This window comes from Vibrio ichthyoenteri ATCC 700023, from assembly GCF_000222605.1.
In the GTDB taxonomy this organism is placed as follows: Bacteria; Pseudomonadota; Gammaproteobacteria; order Enterobacterales; family Vibrionaceae; genus Vibrio; species Vibrio ichthyoenteri.
In genome coordinates this window covers 1-17,190 of record NZ_AFWF01000326.1, presented here as the reverse complement: position 1 = coordinate 17,190, position 17,190 = coordinate 1, and the positions used below count along the sequence as shown (strand labels likewise).

Annotated in this window: 14 protein-coding genes; 6 read left to right on the top strand and 8 right to left on the bottom strand. The window is 46.4% G+C overall.

Annotation, left to right across the window (positions count from 1 at the left end; all coding sequences use genetic code 11):
- The first annotated feature begins 20 nt into the window (after positions 1-20).
- Both RH85_RS21935 and RH85_RS21930 read left to right on the top strand, forming a co-directional pair.
- Positions 21-1,580: a bifunctional metallophosphatase/5'-nucleotidase gene (locus RH85_RS21935; protein ID WP_006714916.1), complete on the top strand. Its 1,560-nt coding sequence runs from the start codon at positions 21-23 to the stop codon at positions 1,578-1,580.
- Between the two features lie 26 nt (positions 1,581-1,606).
- Complete coding sequence (locus RH85_RS21930) at positions 1,607-3,088, top strand: hypothetical protein (RefSeq protein ID WP_039949570.1); 1,482 nt, start codon at positions 1,607-1,609, stop codon at positions 3,086-3,088.
- Between the two features lie 26 nt (positions 3,089-3,114).
- On the opposite strand, the gene RH85_RS21925 is transcribed toward RH85_RS21930, so the two are convergent.
- From RH85_RS21925 to rpsO, 5 genes are all read right to left on the bottom strand, one after another.
- Positions 3,115-4,458: an MATE family efflux transporter gene (locus tag RH85_RS21925; RefSeq protein WP_039949565.1), complete on the bottom strand. Its 1,344-nt coding sequence runs from the start codon at positions 4,456-4,458 to the stop codon at positions 3,115-3,117.
- A gap of 66 nt (positions 4,459-4,524) precedes the next feature.
- Complete coding sequence (locus tag RH85_RS21920) at positions 4,525-4,938, bottom strand: MarR family winged helix-turn-helix transcriptional regulator (protein WP_006714913.1); 414 nt, start codon at positions 4,936-4,938, stop codon at positions 4,525-4,527.
- A 122-nt stretch (positions 4,939-5,060) separates the two neighbouring features.
- Entirely contained in the window at positions 5,061-5,969 is a 909-nt protein-coding gene (nlpI, locus tag RH85_RS21915) for a lipoprotein NlpI (RefSeq protein WP_006714912.1), read from the bottom strand.
- 223 nt (positions 5,970-6,192) lie between these two features.
- On the bottom strand, positions 6,193-8,328 hold the full coding sequence (gene pnp / locus RH85_RS21910; protein WP_006714911.1) for a polyribonucleotide nucleotidyltransferase: 2,136 nt from the start codon (positions 8,326-8,328) through the stop codon (positions 6,193-6,195).
- A gap of 302 nt (positions 8,329-8,630) precedes the next feature.
- Positions 8,631-8,900, bottom strand: coding sequence for a 30S ribosomal protein S15 (gene rpsO, locus RH85_RS21905; RefSeq protein ID WP_005598021.1), 270 nt, complete (start codon positions 8,898-8,900; stop codon positions 8,631-8,633).
- 236 nt (positions 8,901-9,136) lie between these two features.
- Here rpsO and mtnN point away from each other — a divergent pair, with 236 nt between their 5' ends.
- The 4 genes from mtnN (at position 9,137) to RH85_RS21885 (ending at position 12,361) form a co-directional block, all read left to right on the top strand.
- Positions 9,137-9,835, top strand: a complete 699-nt coding sequence (gene mtnN / locus RH85_RS21900) for a 5'-methylthioadenosine/S-adenosylhomocysteine nucleosidase (protein WP_006714909.1) — start codon at positions 9,137-9,139, stop codon at positions 9,833-9,835.
- Between the two features lie 12 nt (positions 9,836-9,847).
- On the top strand, positions 9,848-10,801 hold the full coding sequence (locus RH85_RS21895; protein ID WP_006714908.1) for a cobalamin biosynthesis family protein: 954 nt from the start codon (positions 9,848-9,850) through the stop codon (positions 10,799-10,801).
- Positions 10,801-11,619 carry a vitamin B12 ABC transporter substrate-binding protein BtuF gene (btuF, locus tag RH85_RS21890; protein ID WP_006714907.1) on the top strand — a complete coding sequence of 273 codons (819 nt, stop codon included), beginning with the start codon at positions 10,801-10,803 and terminating at the stop codon, positions 11,617-11,619. Before RH85_RS21895 ends, btuF begins: the two co-directional genes overlap by 1 nt.
- Positions 11,620-11,740: 121 nt before the next feature.
- Positions 11,741-12,361 (top strand): TRIC cation channel family protein, encoded by a 621-nt coding sequence (locus RH85_RS21885; protein WP_006714906.1) that lies wholly within the window; start codon positions 11,741-11,743, stop codon positions 12,359-12,361.
- Positions 12,362-12,438: 77 nt separating this feature from the next.
- Here the strand turns inward: RH85_RS21885 and thrC are convergent, their stop codons facing one another.
- Genes thrC through thrA form a run of 3 tightly spaced genes read right to left on the bottom strand, consistent with a single transcriptional unit; the run spans position 12,439 to position 17,149 of the window.
- The gene (gene thrC, locus RH85_RS21880; protein WP_006714905.1) at positions 12,439-13,722 is read right to left on the bottom strand and encodes a threonine synthase; all 1,284 of its coding nucleotides are present in this window, start codon (positions 13,720-13,722) and stop codon (positions 12,439-12,441) included.
- Positions 13,719-14,675, bottom strand: a complete 957-nt coding sequence (thrB, locus tag RH85_RS21875) for a homoserine kinase (protein ID WP_006714904.1) — start codon at positions 14,673-14,675, stop codon at positions 13,719-13,721. Before thrB ends, thrC begins: the two co-directional genes overlap by 4 nt.
- Positions 14,676-14,689: 14 nt before the next feature.
- Positions 14,690-17,149 (bottom strand): bifunctional aspartate kinase/homoserine dehydrogenase I, encoded by a 2,460-nt coding sequence (thrA, locus tag RH85_RS21870; protein WP_006714903.1) that lies wholly within the window; start codon positions 17,147-17,149, stop codon positions 14,690-14,692.
- Between the last annotated feature and the right edge of the window lie 41 nt (positions 17,150-17,190).

Genomic DNA, 17,190 nt, shown 5'->3' with positions numbered 1-17,190 from the left:
TGCTGCCTTTGGTTTCTATAATGAAAACGCTGACAAAAACACCGCTCGCCCTCTCACTTAGTACTCTATTGATGACCAGTTCGTTCTCCGCACTGGCGGAAGTAAAACAAGTCACTCTACTCCACACCAACGATATCGAAAGCGTCTATGAACCTGTGGATGCTTTTTGGAATCCTGATATTACGCGTATCGGTGGCATTCCTTATCTTGCCACACTAATCAAAGAGACTCGCGCGCAAGAACAAACCAGCTTCCTGTTTGATGCGGGAGATATTTTTACTGGTTCACTATCGAAAAAAACACAAGGTAAGCTCGCATTCGACTTGTACAGCGCAATGGATTACGACGCGATCACTCTCGGTAACCATGAATTTGAATACGGCTGGAAAGCCCTTAAAGAAACCATGCCTCGCGCCGCTTATCCGGTGCTAAATGCCAATATTAAGTTTGAACAAAATGAGGCACCTTTTGCACAGCCTTATACTATCGTCGAGCGTGATGGAGTGCGTATTGGCGTGGTTGGAGTGATGGGCATTGATGCTTTCTACAACACTATGTGGAAAGGCAATCGTAAGGGTTTGACCATCGATGATCCAATTGCTGTTGCGCAATTCTGGGTTGATAAAATTCACGATGACGTCGATATGGTCGTGGTGCTCACACACCAAAACAAAACCGCACCGATGCAAACCGACAAAGAAGCAGATCCCGAAGTACAACGCGGCTTCGATGAAGATTACGCCATGGCCGGCCAGCTAAAAAATGTGGACGTTATTTTTGGTGGCCACTCTGATCACGGTCTTTGGAAACCGGTGGTACATCCTGAGACAGGCACGGTGGTTGGCCTTACATTTGGCCAAGGCAAATACCTTGGTTACACCAAGTTTGAGGTCGATACTGAAAGCAACCAAGTCACGTTCCTCAATGGTAAACTAATTCCCGTTGAAGCAGACAAACTGAAACGAGATCAGAAAACGGGCAATCTTATCGATAATGCTCGTAAGCAATTTCCTGAGCTCAACCAGACCATTGCGACCATTGATGACACCGCTTTCCGTCGTTACTACCGTGAATCGAACATTGGTAACTTGGTCGCGGATATGATGCGCGACGCAGCGCAAGCCGATATTGCTATGATGAGCTCTGGCAGTATCCGAGTTGACTTAAACCAAGGCGATGTAACATTGGAAAATGTGATGAACGTATTCCCATTTACCGATAAACTCGCGATGGTTTCAATTAGCGGTCAGCAAGTAAAACAATTGCTTGAATACAGCTATACCCTGCCTTACGGCTTAGCACAGTTCTCCGGTATTGAAGCGACCTACGATAGCACCAAAGCGGAAAATCAACGCCTAATCAGCCTGAAAATTAATGGTAAGCCCGTCGAAGAGACCCGCCAATACAGCGTTGCAACTTATTCATACGCAGCCAGTGGTGGTGATGGTTATCATGTGTTTGCCGAGGGTAAGCCCCTTTCCCAAGGCGAGCCTGTTATGCAGGTATTGATTGAGCAATTCAAATTACGTAAAAACATCACCGTACCCGCACTTGGTCGTCAAGTGGATGTAAGCCGCTAACGACCATCTAATATGAGAAAATGGCCTTGGCTTTTCGACAAAATTATAACGGCTGTAAGACCTTCGGTTGCGCTAATTGCGGTAACCCCAATGAAACTCTTTATCGTTATTCCGATAGACTTGGCTACCCGGCTTGGCACTGCGATTTATGCGGTGCCTATCCTCCTGTGTTGCTCAATCCACCTATTCTTGCTCTAGCACGAGAAATCGAGCAACGCAGATACCCAGCCGACTTTCCGCGCCACTGCCACTGCACGCACCACGAGAACAATACATGGCAACGCTATGGCCGTACCCACATTGGGAGTCAGCGTCTCCAATGTACAACCTGCCAAACTGTTGTTTCACAGCCAAACCCTGATCTTATCGCCAAAAGACTCCAACCTTGGCTCGATGCACTGGCACAAGGCATTAAACCCAGTTCATTACAAAGCCACCTTGGGTTAAGCAATAAAATGTTTGCTCAGCATCTCACTCAGCTATGCGAACTACTGAATCATTATTCCTATTATATTGAACAGTACGCATTGGCGCAGGCAACCGAGCATACTCTGTATACCTTTAGCCATATCCAGCCCTGCCGAAGTGGTATCAAGGCCAGTACCACCAAGCAAGAATTTGCCCAGTTGTGGACGCTTTGTACGCTCGATATTAACAGTGGCTACGTTTACCTGCTTTCTGACAACGCACGGGCGGAAACGATAGCCAATTTGAATGATGACTCCCTCTCTTGGCGCAATAGCAGCCAATATGCGCTAAAAGCAAAAGAAAGCTCGATGGAAGGAGAAACAGATGTGCTGATTCGAGCCGAAAAGACCTATCAAAAGATTCTCGCTCGTAGCCAATTTGATCAACTGGCTTATTGTGATGAAAAACATGCGATGCTCAAACAGGGCAAAGACCCACACAATGCATTGATGCGCCCGGTTTATGCCGCTCATGCGCATTTGCAAAACCTCAAACAGCACCTTTCGTTTCCAGCCAAAACCAACTGGCTGTTGGAACACGAAAGCTTTCTCCGCGGCGCGGCGATCACCGCTTATAGCGATCCCATACGACAAGGCACAGTTTCTCTGTATTACTATCACTACTCACTTAACCATCCTCATACTGAGCACAGCGTACAACATCGCACTCTCAGTTGGTGGAACGAAAAGTGGCACAGACTTTCGGTAATCGATAAAGATGAGCGACACCAGATAGGACTAGGCGTTCTCACACCTGTATCTGAACTAAGCGTGATAGATTTACAAGCATTGCTGCCCACGACAATTAACTGGGACAAGCAATTTTGGCAGACCTTTGAACGCTGGCTGCCTTGCGTCTACGCACAGAAACTGAGTCAACCACGCGTTGAACAATGGCAAACGATCTATCGCTATATACACAATTATTTATCGACTAAGCAACCGCGAATCGCCGTCCCCGCACATCATGCCATCGACTCGATCGCAACCATGGTTCGGTGCTTGAATCAGCAAGATCTCGTGCAAAACAAAAGAGGATAAGCAAGCTTATCCTCTTTATGTATCAATTAACTGGCCAAGGTCATCGGCTGACTCGGCGGGAGAATCATCCGTTTGACGTCACGCCACAGCATCCACATCACCACGATACTCAACGCGATATTTGATAGTGGATAAGCAATCCAAATACCCGGTACGCCCATCAATTTCGGCATGATGAACAAGAACGGCAGTTGAATCACCATGTTGCCGATGGTCACGAACATCGCTTTGCTGCTCTTGTTGATTGATTGGTAATAAGCACCAGCCACCACTAAGAAACCATCCAAGAACATGGCGAACATATGTAGACGAATACCAATCACTGCATTTTCCATCAGCTCAGCATCGCTTGAGTTGAAGACCGATACAAATTCGCGTGGAAAGAGATTGAGCACGACGACAAAGGCTACGCCGCCTAGCACCGCCGTGCCCATCGCGATCTGCAATAGCTTGCGAATATTTTCTTGGTTACGCGCACCATGGTTATAGCTTACAAGAGGCTGCATACCATTTGCGACACCTTCAACAATGAGGTAATAGACTGTCACGATATAGCCAAGAATCGCGTATGCACCAATCAGAATACCACTACCATAATCAGCAAATAAGCTATTGTGTAGCGCGACCATCATCGAGCCGTATGCATACATAAAGAAGCTCGACATACCGATAGCAACAATTCGAGGTACCTCGGCAAACTGGATGCGTAGATCGCTCAAACGTAAACGCATATTGGCTTTGCTCGAGAAGAAATAACTTACACCAAGTAGGGTGACAATCATTTGTGACATTGCGGTTGCAATTGCCGCGCCTTGCAACTCCCAACCAAGTAAAGCAATAAAAATGTAGTCGAGAATGATATTGGCAATCGCACCGATCACCATCAAAATGGTAGCGAGATTAGGACTGCCATCATTGCGCAGTAAAAATGGCGTTGCAATCGAACCCAGTGAAAATACACAAGCAAAAATCAGAATATGCAGATATTGACTACCTAGTTCTAAAATTCGACCTTGCGCACCTTGCCACAATAAAAACGTATCAGAAAACAGATATAGTGTGGTTGAGACGATTGGAGCAACCAACGCTAATAAGAGTAAACCGGTCGCTAATATTCCTTTAGCTCCAGCAGCATTACCTTCACCTTGTTTGATCGAAGCAAGCGCACCAGTCCCGACACCAACCAACATACCAATACCAAGGATTGAACCAATTACCGGCCATGAGACGTTAATCCCGGCCAGTCCCTCAGCGCCAACATAACGACCAATAAAAATACCATCAACCACTTGATACAAGCCGTTGACAAGCATGGCGGCAATGGTTGGGATCGCATAACGCCAAAATTGTTTATAAATTGAATCTTGCATTTCTTCACCAAGCAAAAATAGTGCTTAATATTATTAGTTAGCAAGGCTAACTAAATGGTTAAAATTTTATTTATGAAGTGCTTTATTTAATAACTGCACCAGTTGTTCTGCTTCCTGCTTTGACAGCGATTGGTTGAGATCCGTTGCGATCTGTTGGTACACCACCTGTTCTAAAGACATATCCTTTACGACTTTCTCAGTTAACATGACTCGTTTTGCTCGAGCATCTTCCTGACAAGCGACACCACGTACTAAGCCTTTCTTCTCAAGACGCGCCACCATGTTCGACGCCGATGGTTTCGTAATACGTAACTCCTCAGCAAGATCGGTAATGCGTACCCCATCAGGGTATTGCTGTATCACTTTTAAGTAATCAAATTCATTGAAGCTTAAATGACACATAGGATCTTCTTTGGCATAAACACGCCAAGCTTTAGAACAGAAACGTTCTAATTCAATCAGACTCTCTTCTAAGAACATGGTGAGCACATTTAGTTAGCAAGGCTAACTATTTTAGACTTTTTTAAGTTTTGAGCAATAAAAAACCGCCAATAAAAGCGGTTAATTTTCGACAGTATGCCGATACACTCAAGACGAGGAGACTATGGCTGGGCTGCTTCTTCCTGCTTAACTTTAGCCATTTGCTCTGCTTTAATCTGCGTAAAGATTCGTGTGAGCTCCAAGAAGGAATAGCGATGTTCAACATATTCATAGACGTTGAAAGAAATCGCTAACTTATACATCGATATTGCACCGGCAAAATCACCTTGATGCTGATAACGCTTACCTAAATAGAAATACGCTTCTGTCAGTCGCTGCGCCAATACGGTGTTATCTCGCGTGCCAGCAATAATGGCTTTAAATGCTTGCTCTTCACTCACGTCACCGAGAGTAATTGCCACTAGCACCCAGCCCCATTGATTGTCACGTTGCTGGTATTGCTTCATTAATAACTGACGCGCAGCTTCTGGATCTTGCTCTAGCTTAATAAGGTAAACCCACAACGCGCGAAACGGGTCTTCCGGCTGCTCAGCAAAATGGGCATCAATATCTTCAATCGCTAACTCAATACGGTCGCCATAGTAAAGCGCTATCGCTCTATTACGTACTGCGTAGGAGTTTTCAGGATCAAGATCGAGCGTAGAATCGAAAGCTTCATACGCGGCATCAAACTCGCCTACTTGTGTGTAGTACACACCCAGCAAGTTGAATAAATCAGGTTGTGATGGGTTAAGTTGTAATGACTGACTGTAGTCCAAGCGAGCAAGATCGCGTAAGCCAACACTGTCGTAGTAGTTACCACGTTCAAACAACATTTTTGCGCGTAGTTCATCAGACAAATCAGGACGCATCAGCAATTGTGATAAGCGCGCAATTTGCACCTCTTGCTGCATACTTGCCTGCAGAGGAACGGCCATGGGTGGATAAACCCACTGCTGGTTAGAAGTTGTACTACAACCTGTCGCAACCAAAATGCTTAAGCCAAGCGTTAGGGTTTGAAACCATTTCACGAATATATACTCCTGTTACCAACCTATAGTGTATACCTAAACTGCCCGAGTGTTTTACTTTACCTCGTGGTCCGGTAATGACGTTCTCACACTAATAAGTCACCGCTAGCACGTATCTCTGGCCAGCTAGTCCTTAGCTAAATTGGCTTTACTACACATAAAAAAAGGGGGCGAAACGCCCCCTTTATAACATGCTTTTAGCTCAATAAGCTAATAGATGCGATTACTCAGCGTCAGCCGCTGGTTTCGCTTCAGCTGCAGCTTCTGCTGGCTGTTCTACTGCTTCTTTCATGCTTAGACGTACACGGCCTTGGCGGTCGATTTCAAGTACTTTAACTTGAACTTCTTGGCCTTCAGCTAGGTAGTCAGACACTTTCTCAACACGCTTGTCAGCGATTTGAGAGATGTGTACTAGGCCATCTTTACCTGGAAGAATTGTTACGAACGCACCGAAGTCCGCTAGACGAGCAACTTTACCAGTGTAGATACGACCTACTTCAACTTCAGCAGTGATCTCTTCGATACGACGAATTGCTTCTTTCGCTGCAGCGCCTTCAGTTGCTGCAATCTTGATAGTACCGTCGTCTTCGATTTCGATCGTAGTACCTGTCTCTTCAGTTAGAGCACGGATAACTGCGCCGCCTTTACCGATAACATCTTTGATCTTCTCAGAGCTGATCTTCATCATGTAAATACGTGGAGCGAATTCAGAGATCTCTTCACGAGCGCCAGAGATAGCTTCATCCATTACAGAAAGGATGTGCTTACGTGCACCTTGCGCTTGGTTAAGAGCAATTTGCATGATCTCTTTAGTGATACCTTCGATCTTGATGTCCATTTGAAGTGCAGTGATACCAGCGTTAGTACCTGCTACTTTAAAGTCCATGTCACCTAGGTGATCTTCATCGCCAAGAATGTCAGAAAGAACAACGAAATCGTCGCCTTCTTTAACAAGACCCATTGCGATACCCGCAACAGAAGCTTTGATTGGCACACCAGCATCCATAAGTGCTAGAGAAGTACCACATACAGAAGCCATTGAAGATGAACCGTTAGATTCAGTGATTTCTGATACAACACGGATGGTGTATGGGAATTCTTCAACAGAAGGCATTACTGCAGCAATACCACGTTTAGCTAGTTTACCGTGGCCGATTTCACGACGCTTAGGAGAACCTACAAAACCAGTTTCGCCTACACAGTATGGAGGGAAGTTGTAGTGTAGTAGGAAGTGATCTTTACGCTCACCCGTTAGTTCGTCGATGATTTGCGCGTCACGTTGCGTACCTAGAGTCGCAGTAACGATCGCTTGCGTTTCGCCACGAGTAAATAGTGAAGAACCGTGAGTACGTGGAAGTACACCAGTACGTACGTCTAGCGCACGAACCATGTCTTTTTCACGACCATCGATACGTGGGTGGCCAGCGATGATGCGGCTACGTACTACTTTCTTCTCTAGAGAACCAAGCATGCCACGGATTTCGCGCTCAGCTAGGTTTTCGTCTTGTGCTAGAAGTGCAGCAACAACGTCGTTCTTGATTGCGCCAACTTGCTCGTAACGAGCCATTTTCTCAGTGATTTGGTATGCATCAGCAAGACGGGTTTCAGCTAGATCAGCAACAAGAGCTTTAAGCTCAGTGTTTACTGCTGGTGCTTCCCAGTTCCACGCTGGAGTTGCAACTTCAGCTGCGAACTCATTGATTGCATTGATAACAACTTGTTGTTGATCGTGACCAAATACAACTGCAGAAAGCATTTCTTCTTCAGTTAGGTTGTCAGCTTCTGATTCAACCATTAGTACTGCGTTTTCAGTACCAGAAACGACTAGATCTAGTTTAGATGTAGCAAGTTCAGTCATGCTTGGGTTAAGCACTAGTTGACCATCGATGTGACCTACACGTGCAGCACCGATAGGACCATTGAATGGTAGACCAGAGATAGCAAGTGCAGCAGAAGTACCGATCATTGTTACCATGTCTGGTTGAACGTTAGGGTTCACAGACATAACAGTTGCGATGATTTGCACTTCGTTTTTGAATGCAGATGGGAATAGTGGGCGAATCGGACGGTCGATTAGACGAGCAGTCAGAGTTTCACCTTCAGAAGGACGACCTTCACGCTTGAAGAAACCACCAGGGATTTTACCTGCAGCGTAAGTACGCTCTTGGTAGTTTACTGTTAGTGGGAAGAAGTCTTGACCTTCAACTGCTTCTTTTTTACCTACTACAGATACGAATACCGCAGTATCGTCCATAGTAACCATAACAGCAGCAGTAGCTTGACGAGCGATTACGCCAGTTTCTAGAGTAACCGTGTGGTTACCGTACTGGAACGTTTTAACAACTGGTTTTTCGAACATTGTTATTCCTTGTACTGAGTATAAATACCCAGACTAAGTTAAGAAAAAACCCAAAACATTACGAATCGCGACTAGTGAAAAGACACTGCAGAACCGCTCAATGGCTTTTGAATAGTCGCGACCTGTTGGCCGACATCGGTGACTGTAATGCGATGAGTCATTATGATTTTTGCTGGCATCAACAGTAACAACTGTTTCAGCCGGACAGTAGTATAAACTACTTAGAGGTAATTGGGGGATTTTAGGCAATAAAAAAAGGGGCATAAGCCCCTTTTTTACAAACTGTTCTATGCAGCCGCTAATTAGCGACGTAGGCCTAGACGTTTGATTAGATCTTGGTAACGAGCAAGGTTTTTGCCTTTCAAGTAATCAAGAAGCTTACGACGGCTAGAAACCATACGTAGAAGACCACGACGGCTGTGGTGATCGCCTTTGTGAGCTTTGAAGTGACCTTGTAGGTGGTTGATAGAAGCAGTAAGTAGTGCTACTTGTACTTCTGGTGAACCAGTGTCGCCTTCAGATTGTGCGTATTCTGCAACGATTGCTGCTTTAGTTTCTGCATTCAGAGACATAATGCTCTCCTAATAAGAGTAGGTTTATATTTTGTAGTAGCCAATCTCTGATTCAGCCGCTACGCGAAGCGCGGATTATAGGTGAATACATAACGCACCGCAACTGCAATTTGAGTCAGCCAATTGCTTGTTTTGAGCGCAATGTTACTCAATCTGGGCTCGATAATGAGTTCAGGCCAGCAAAGCTTCATGGTAAACTTTGCTCACTTTCATTTATTACCTAGGTTTAGCCCATTATGAAAATCGGCATTATCGGCGCGATGGAACAAGAAGTTTCCATCCTAAAAGACTCTATCGACAACTGCCAAGAAGTGAAAAAAGCAGGTTGTACTTTCTTTTCTGGTCAACTGAATGGTGTAGACGTAGTGCTACTGCAATCAGGTATCGGTAAAGTAGCAGCGGCAATCGGCACCACCATTTTGCTTGATGAATACCAACCTGACGTTGTTATTAACACCGGTTCTGCAGGCGGTTTTGACTCTAGCCTAAACCTAGGCGACGTTGTTATCTCAACAGAAGTCCGTCACCACGATGCCGATGTGACCGCTTTTGGTTACGAAATGGGTCAAATGGCACAACAGCCAGCGGCGTTCATTGCTGATGCAAATCTAATGAACATCGCAGAGCAAGCGTTGACTCAAATGGAAGACAAACACGCAGTGCGTGGCCTGATCTGTACCGGTGATGCATTTGTTTGCACCGCTGAGCGTCAAGCATTTATCCGCACACACTTCCCTACTGTCATTGCGGTAGAGATGGAAGCTTCTGCTATTGCGCAGACTTGTCATCAATTCCAAGTACCATTTGTAGTCGTACGCGCAATCTCTGACGTAGCCGACAAAGAAGCGACCATGAGCTTTGATGAGTTCCTGCCTCTTGCAGCGCAAAGCTCTTCAGAAATGGTTATCAAAATGGTTGAATTGCTAAAGGCTTAGTATTAAACAATCATGGATGATCTTTTTAATCAGCTATTTGCAAATGGAGCGCTCCTCGTCATGTGGGGCGCTCTGCTTTGTCACTGGATTCTTCCTTTTCCTCGCGAAGCCCATCCGGCCATCCTATGGCATAAATTTGCCGAACAATTGGCGGAAAAAGTAAACACCCAGAGTCACTACTCACAAAGCTTACTTTCTGGCAGTCTCGCCCTGCTTATGATGATAGTACCGATGTTGATGGTATTATTAGCATTGCAAAATCTGGTCTGGCAACCACAGCTGTTTGACTTGGCCTTTCTGCTACTCGCGCTCGACTGGCGCAATACCAATCAACTGGCCAACAACCTTACTGCACAACTTGCTAATGACAATAAGAATGCCGCCAAGCAACTACTTGTGCCTTGGCTCAACCGCACCACCGACAGTTTATCGCTACTAGGCCTTGGTAAAGCAGGCAGCGAAACGCTGATAATGAGCTATGGCCGTAGTGTCGCAGCCGTACTGTTTTGGTATGCAATTGCCGGTGGTATTGGTGCATTTATGTATCGCATGACGATGGAGTTAGCACGCGCATGGTCTCCGTCTCGACAGCAGTTTATGCCCTTTGGATTGCCCGCAGTGAAAATGCTCGCCGCTCTCGATATAATTCCACTTCGAATACTGGCGCTCTTGATCGCCTGTGGTCAACGCGGCCAAGCCTGTTTAGCTTTAATACGTCAACAAGCAGCTTTATGGCCTCTGCCTGGACCCGCTTGGCTACTGATCGCTGTCGGTGCTAAGTTGCAACTCTCTTTAGCTGGCCCCGCAATTTATCAACAACACAAAGCCCTGCGCGCCAAACTTGGCGGGCGCATCGCCCCTTCCGCTATTCATCTTGACCAAGTGCGCAGACTCTTGGTGAGCCGTTTGTGGATCTGGGTGACACTTCAAAGCCTCATCATGGGCGCAATTTACCAAGGATTGTAATGTTTAAACTGAGTCTTATTCTCTCGCTTGTCAGTTTTTCTCTTTCTGCGCAAACGATTGATCGAGTAATCAGCCTTGCTCCATCAACGACTGAACTTGCTTATGCGGCTGGCCTAGGTGATAAACTGGTCGCCGTCAGCGAACACAGTGATTACCCAGAGCAAGCTAAACTCCTCGAAACGATCGCCAACTATCAAAGCATCAACGTAGAACGAATTATCGCACTACAACCTGACTTGATCATCGCTTGGCCTGGCGGTAACCCAGCCAAAGAATTAGATAAACTGGCTCAATTCGGCTTCACTATTTATAACGTTAAGACCAAATCATTAGAAGATATTGCCCTCAATGTCGAACAACTGAGCCAATACGCCGACGACCCCACGGTTGGTGAGCAAGTGGCTAGCCATTTCCGTTCACAACTTGCCGCTTATCAACAGCAATACAACACTGACGAAAAAATCAGTTACTTCTACCAGCTAAGCGAAAAACCGATCATTACCGTGGCTCAAGATCGCTGGCCGAGTGAAGTGTTTCGCTTTTGTGGCGGGGTGAATGTGTTCGAAAATAGTGCCGCGCCTTACCCACAAGTAGGTTTAGAGCAAGTGATTGTGGCCAATCCTCAGGTTATTTTTACCTCTCGTCATGCGATAGAGAACAGCGGCATGTGGCAGTCGTGGCAAGAGCAGCTTCAAGCAATAAAGCAGCAGCAAATTTGGACCTTGAACTCGAGCTGGATTAACCGCCCAACACCACGAACTCTGGATGCAATTGAACAAGTTTGTGAGCTCTTCGAAACAGTCAGACAAAAGCAGTAACGCATAGCACGAATATCTCGTACTATGCGCGCCGAATTAGCGGTCCAAGCGGATAAAAACCTCACATTTGTCCGTTTGGCTTGCATTTATTACTACTTATTATCAGAGAGCTCTTCTTTTCATGGATTCCATGCTGATCTATTTAATCGACCTTTTTGGCACCGCGATTTTTGCTGTTTCTGGGGTTTTACTGGCGGGTCGTTTAAAAATGGACCCTTTTGGTGTCGCTGTACTAGGTAGCGTAACCGCAATTGGTGGCGGCACTATTCGTGATATGGCTCTTGGCGCAACGCCTGTTTTTTGGATCAAGGATACGAACTATATCTGGGTGATTTTAATCACTTGCTTGATCACCATGCTCGTCGTTCGTCGCCCTAAGCGCGTTGCTTGGTGGATTTTGCCCGTTTGTGATGCAGTCGGTCTGGCAGTATTTGTCGGCATTGGCGTTGAAAAAGCGATGATGTATCAAGAGTCAGCAGTGATTGCGATTATTATGGGCGTAATTACTGGTTGTGGCGGCGGTATCATTCGAGACGTATTGGCGCGGGAAGTGCCGATGGTTCTGAGAAGTGAAGTCTACGCTACGGCATGTATTGCCGGTGGTGTCGTCCACACCGCAACCTTAGCCATGGATTTCAGTAATGATGCGGCATTCTTAGCTGGCGTGGTCACCACCTTGGTAATCCGATTGGGGGCGATTCGCTGGCATTTGTCCTTGCCAATCTTTGCGTTGAACAAATAGTGCCCTATTGGGCAATAGCAAAAACAGAAAAGGTCGCCAAGGCGACCTTTTTTCATTCAAGCACACATCTCGACCAACTATCGGTTTGCTTTACGCAGAACTTGTTTTAATGCTGAAAAATCATTCGCAAGATCTTCAGAGAGCAACTCCATCGCGGCATGCTTAGCAAGCGGTGCTGGTAAGTCGATATCTGTGGCTAAAATGTCATCCACCACTTCTTTAAATTTAGCGGGGTGGGCTGTACACAAGAATAATCCCGTTTCGCCTTCAGCCAATTGCTCATCTAACACTCGGTAAGCAATCGCGCCATGTGGTTCACACAAATAGCCCAATTCATTGAGCTCACGTACTGATGCCGCGCTTTGCTCATCAGAAACCACGCCCTTACCTAAGGTATCTAAGCCCCACTGTTTAATGCCACACAACTCTTCGATACGAGGCCAGTTGTTTGGCTGACTAACATCCATCGCATTTGATGTAGTCGCAACTGTTGGCTTTGGTTCCCACTTACCCGTTTCAAGATAGCGAGGCACGGTATCATTAGCATTGGTTGCCGCGATAAAGCGTTTGATTGGTAAACCTAATGCTTTAGCCAATAGACCTGCAGTTAGGTTACCAAAGTTACCACTTGGTACCGAAATAACTAAATTTTCACGCTGCGCTTTGGTGAGCTGAGAAGCCGCTTCAAAGTAGTAGCAAATTTGCGCCATCAAGCGAGCAATGTTAATTGAGTTAGCCGAGTTAAGGCCGATCTCTTCACGCAATTCTGCATCGTCAAAAGCTTGTTTCACCAACGCTTGGCAAGCATCGAAGTCACCATCAATCGCGACGGTATGGATATTATTACCCAGAGTACAGAACAACTTTTCTTGTAATGGGCTGATCTTCCCTTTCGGGTACAGGATCACCACGTTGATGTCTTGCATGCCATAAAAGGCGTGTGCTACCGCCGCGCCAGTATCACCTGAGGTCGCGGTCAAAATGGTAATTTTTCCACCGGTCGAAACCGCAGCCAGCGACTGAGCCATAAAGCGGCCACCAAAGTCTTTAAAGGCCAATGTCGGACCATGGAATAATTCCAAAGCGTAGACACCCTCTTTAACTTGTTTGATCGGAGCTGGGAATTGGAATGCAGCATCAACCATGGCATTCACTTGATCTTGCGGTAATTCATCGCCGATAAGAGCAGATAAAATTTTACTACTGCGCGAGATGAAATCTTCATCTAAAAGCGCGTCTACATCGTCAAACTGAGGCAGTTGCGATGGAAAAAATAGGCCTTGGTTACGACCTAATCCTTGGCGCACGGCTTGGCCAAAGGAAACTTGTTCATCATTTTCTTTGATATTGTACAGCTTCATAGCTCACTTCCTGTAACGATCGAACCTTGCTTGTCCAAACGACAAACATGAACGAATCCCTCTTCATTTTGTACGTAGTTTTGTTCGAGCCATCGAGCTACACGCTCTGCGGTATCTTTCTCTTTGCAGATACTAAATAACGTCGGTCCACTACCGGAAATACCAGTAGCCAGTGCTCCAGCTGATGCCGCGTACTTGCGTGCATTAGCAAAACCGGGTAACAGTTTCTCACGATATGGTTCTGCGATCACGTCTTTGATCATTTTTGCAGCAAGTTCAGGCTGGTTTGAATGACAAGCGTGGATGAAACCGGCTAGATTTCGACCATGGGCGATCACATCCTGACGACGATATTGTGACGGTAAGATCGAACGCGCTTCTGCAGTTGAAACCTTAATACCCGGATAAGCCATCACCCAGAACCATTCATCAAAACACGGAACTTCTTGGCTAATAATACCCAGCTCTTCAAGCATCAGCTGCAAGCCGCCTAGGTAACATGGTGCGACATTATCGTAATGAATTCCCCCCGAGATCTGGCCTTCCATCTCGCCCATTAAGGCGAGAAGTTCCATTTCATTCAAGGGTTGAGCGTGGAATCGATTTAGAGCATCCAACGCAGCCACAATCGAGCAAGCACTTGAACCTAAACCAGAACCAATCGGCATGTTTTTCTCAAGTGTCATCGCGACGGGTAATAGTTCGATTCCCTTTTTGTCCAACTCTCGAGCAAAGACGCGCCAGCAATCATAGACAATATTTTCTTTCGGTTCGGCAGGTAGCTTGGCAACAAAGTTGCCAGCCGTGGCCAGACTAAACATCTCGCTGCCTTTTTTAACCAGTACGCGATCACCCAGCAGTTCACCACTGATTGGCGAAACAGCGGCGCCCAAGACATCAAATCCAACACTGACATTGCCAATTGATGCTGGGGCGTACACAACGACATCCATACCACTACTCATCATTACACCCCTAACTTCCAGCCTAAAGTACGCATCACGTCAGCAAAGACACCTGCAGCCGTGACTTCTGTTCCTGCGCCATAACCACGCAGTACAAGCGGAATTGGGTTGTAATAGCGGCTAAAGAATGCCAAGGCATTTTCACCATCTTTAATCTTGAACATTGGGTCATTTTCATCGACAGCGGCAATACTTACGCGACATTGACCATTAGCGATTTCACCCACATAGCGCAATACTTTCCCTTCTTCTGCCGCTTTAGCGACTTGCTCTTGGAAGTAAGCATCCGCTTCCGGTAGACGAGCCATGAACTCTTCGACACTGCCTGAATCATCAAAACCCGGTGGCAAAGCTTGGTCGACAATCACATCTTCAAGCTCTAACGCCATCCCCGCTTCACGCGCAAGAATAAGCAGTTTACGCGCCACATCCATACCCGAAAGATCATCACGAGGGTCTGGTTCTGTAAAACCATTATCTTTCGCGATATTGGTTGCTTGGCTCAAGGTCATACCTTCATCGAGTTTGCCGAAGATATAAGAGAGCGAGCCAGACAAAATACCCGTAAAGCGTTCTAGCTCATCACCAGCAGAAATAAGGTTCTGTAAGTTTTCAATTACAGGCAAACCTGCGCCAACCGTGGTTTCATACATCAGTTTACGACGAGAGCTACGCGCCACATCGCGCAACTGATGGTAGTAAGACATGCTGGCGGTATTGGCTTTCTTGTTGGGTGTGACAACGTGGAAGCCTGCAGCAAGGAAATCGGCATATTGATTGGCTATTACTTCACTGGAAGTACAATCCACCAATACTGGGTTAATGATATGGTTGCGTTGTACCAGTGAACTTAGGCTCGCTAGGCTTAAAGGCTCACTCACCGCGTTCATTCGGTCGCGCCAATGGTCCAGCGGCAAGCCTTCCCCATCAAGCAATACGCCTTTACTATTGGCAAGGCCACACACACGTAGCACGATGCCTTTCTCAGCGAGTTTGGCCTGTTGACGCTGGATCTGATCCACCAGCTCACCACCAACACCGCCGACACCGACGACAAACACATCAAGGAAGTGTTTAGAATTAAATAGATTCTCGTGACACGCTTTGATCGCTTCAGAGATTTTATCTTCAGGGATCACCGCCGAGATAGCACGCTCTGATGAACCTTGGGCAATCGCGACAATGTTTACGTTCACTTCAGCCAAAGATGAGAAGAATTGCGAAGCAACACCGCGCGAAGTGCGCATACCATCACCAACTAACGTTACGATCGCAACATGGTCGATATACTCTACCGGCTCAAGCAAACCATCTTTCAGTTCAAGCTCAAAGGCATCGCAAAGCGCTTGCTGGGCAATGGCTTTATCTTGAGCTTCGATACAAAAACTGATGCTGTATTCAGAAGAAGACTGCGTGATCAAAACAATAGAGACACCCGATGAAGACATGGCGCCAAATACACGACTCGCCATGCCAACCATGCCTTTCATGCCTGGGCCAGAAACGTTGACCATGGTTAGGTCGCTTAGCGTCGTAATGCCTTTAATCGCTAAATTATCTTCGCCCGTATCTTGGCCAATTAGGGTACCAGCGCCTTGTGGGTTAAAGCTATTTTTGATCAGGCAAGGAATATGGAATTGAGCGATCGGAGCGATCGTTTTTGGATGCAACACAGAGGCGCCAAAATAGGACAACTCCATCGCTTCTTGGTAACTCAGTGATTTCAGTAGACGAGCATCCGCAACCAAGCGAGGATCACAGTTGTATACACCATCAACGTCAGTCCAAATTTCACAGCAGTCTGCACGCAAGCAGGCTGCTAGAACAGCCGCCGAGTAGTCAGAACCGTTACGACCAAGGGTCACCAGTTCGCCTTTCTCATTGCCCGCAGTAAAGCCCGGCATGATATTAACGTGGCCTTGCGGCAATGTTTTTTGACGGAAGTTTTGCGTTGAGATATCAACATCCACCATCGCTTCTAAATGCTCACCGCGAGCAAATAGATACTCCACAGGATCAATCAAGCTCGCAGGTTGGCCTTTCGCTTCCAATACCGCTTTCATTAGCTGGATAGAAACTCGCTCACCTTTACTGATAATACGGGCGTTGACATTGTCAGGGCACATGCCCAATAGGCCAATACCATTAACGAATTGTCGTAGTTGACTCAGTGACGATTTAACTTGTTGGTTGTAAGCGCTGCCATCAATGTTCGGCAGTGCTTGTTTGATTTCTTCAAACAAACCACGAAATGCATCTTCCAAATCCGCAATTTGATTTTCGGCATCAGCGTTCTTGAGCGCAGCTTCAATCACCGCGACCAATTTATTGGTTGTTTTACCGGGTGCTGAGAGCACAACGGCTACATCTTCTTGTTGCGCATTGTTCGCCACAATGTCTGCCGCTCTTAAAAAACGGTCCGCGTCAGCTAGTGACGATCCTCCAAACTTTAAAACTCGCATCCCTTCCTCCGAATTTCCTTTAAATTGGTATAAAAAAAGGC

Coding starts and splice junctions, on each gene's coding strand:
- RH85_RS21895 (WP_006714908.1), top strand. CDS start 9,848: ATGGATGATCTTTTTAATCAGCTATTTGCAAATGGAGCGCTCCTCGTC.
- thrC (WP_006714905.1), bottom strand. CDS start 13,722: ATGAAGCTGTACAATATCAAAGAAAATGATGAACAAGTTTCCTTTGGC.
- btuF (WP_006714907.1), top strand. CDS start 10,801: ATGTTTAAACTGAGTCTTATTCTCTCGCTTGTCAGTTTTTCTCTTTCT.
- rpsO (WP_005598021.1), bottom strand. CDS start 8,900: ATGTCTCTGAATGCAGAAACTAAAGCAGCAATCGTTGCAGAATACGCA.
- thrB (WP_006714904.1), bottom strand. CDS start 14,675: ATGGATGTCGTTGTGTACGCCCCAGCATCAATTGGCAATGTCAGTGTT.
- thrA (WP_006714903.1), bottom strand. CDS start 17,149: ATGCGAGTTTTAAAGTTTGGAGGATCGTCACTAGCTGACGCGGACCGT.
- RH85_RS21925 (WP_039949565.1), bottom strand. CDS start 4,458: ATGCAAGATTCAATTTATAAACAATTTTGGCGTTATGCGATCCCAACC.
- RH85_RS21920 (WP_006714913.1), bottom strand. CDS start 4,938: ATGTTCTTAGAAGAGAGTCTGATTGAATTAGAACGTTTCTGTTCTAAA.
- mtnN (WP_006714909.1), top strand. CDS start 9,137: ATGAAAATCGGCATTATCGGCGCGATGGAACAAGAAGTTTCCATCCTA.
- RH85_RS21885 (WP_006714906.1), top strand. CDS start 11,741: ATGGATTCCATGCTGATCTATTTAATCGACCTTTTTGGCACCGCGATT.
- pnp (WP_006714911.1), bottom strand. CDS start 8,328: ATGTTCGAAAAACCAGTTGTTAAAACGTTCCAGTACGGTAACCACACG.
- RH85_RS21935 (WP_006714916.1), top strand. CDS start 21: ATGAAAACGCTGACAAAAACACCGCTCGCCCTCTCACTTAGTACTCTA.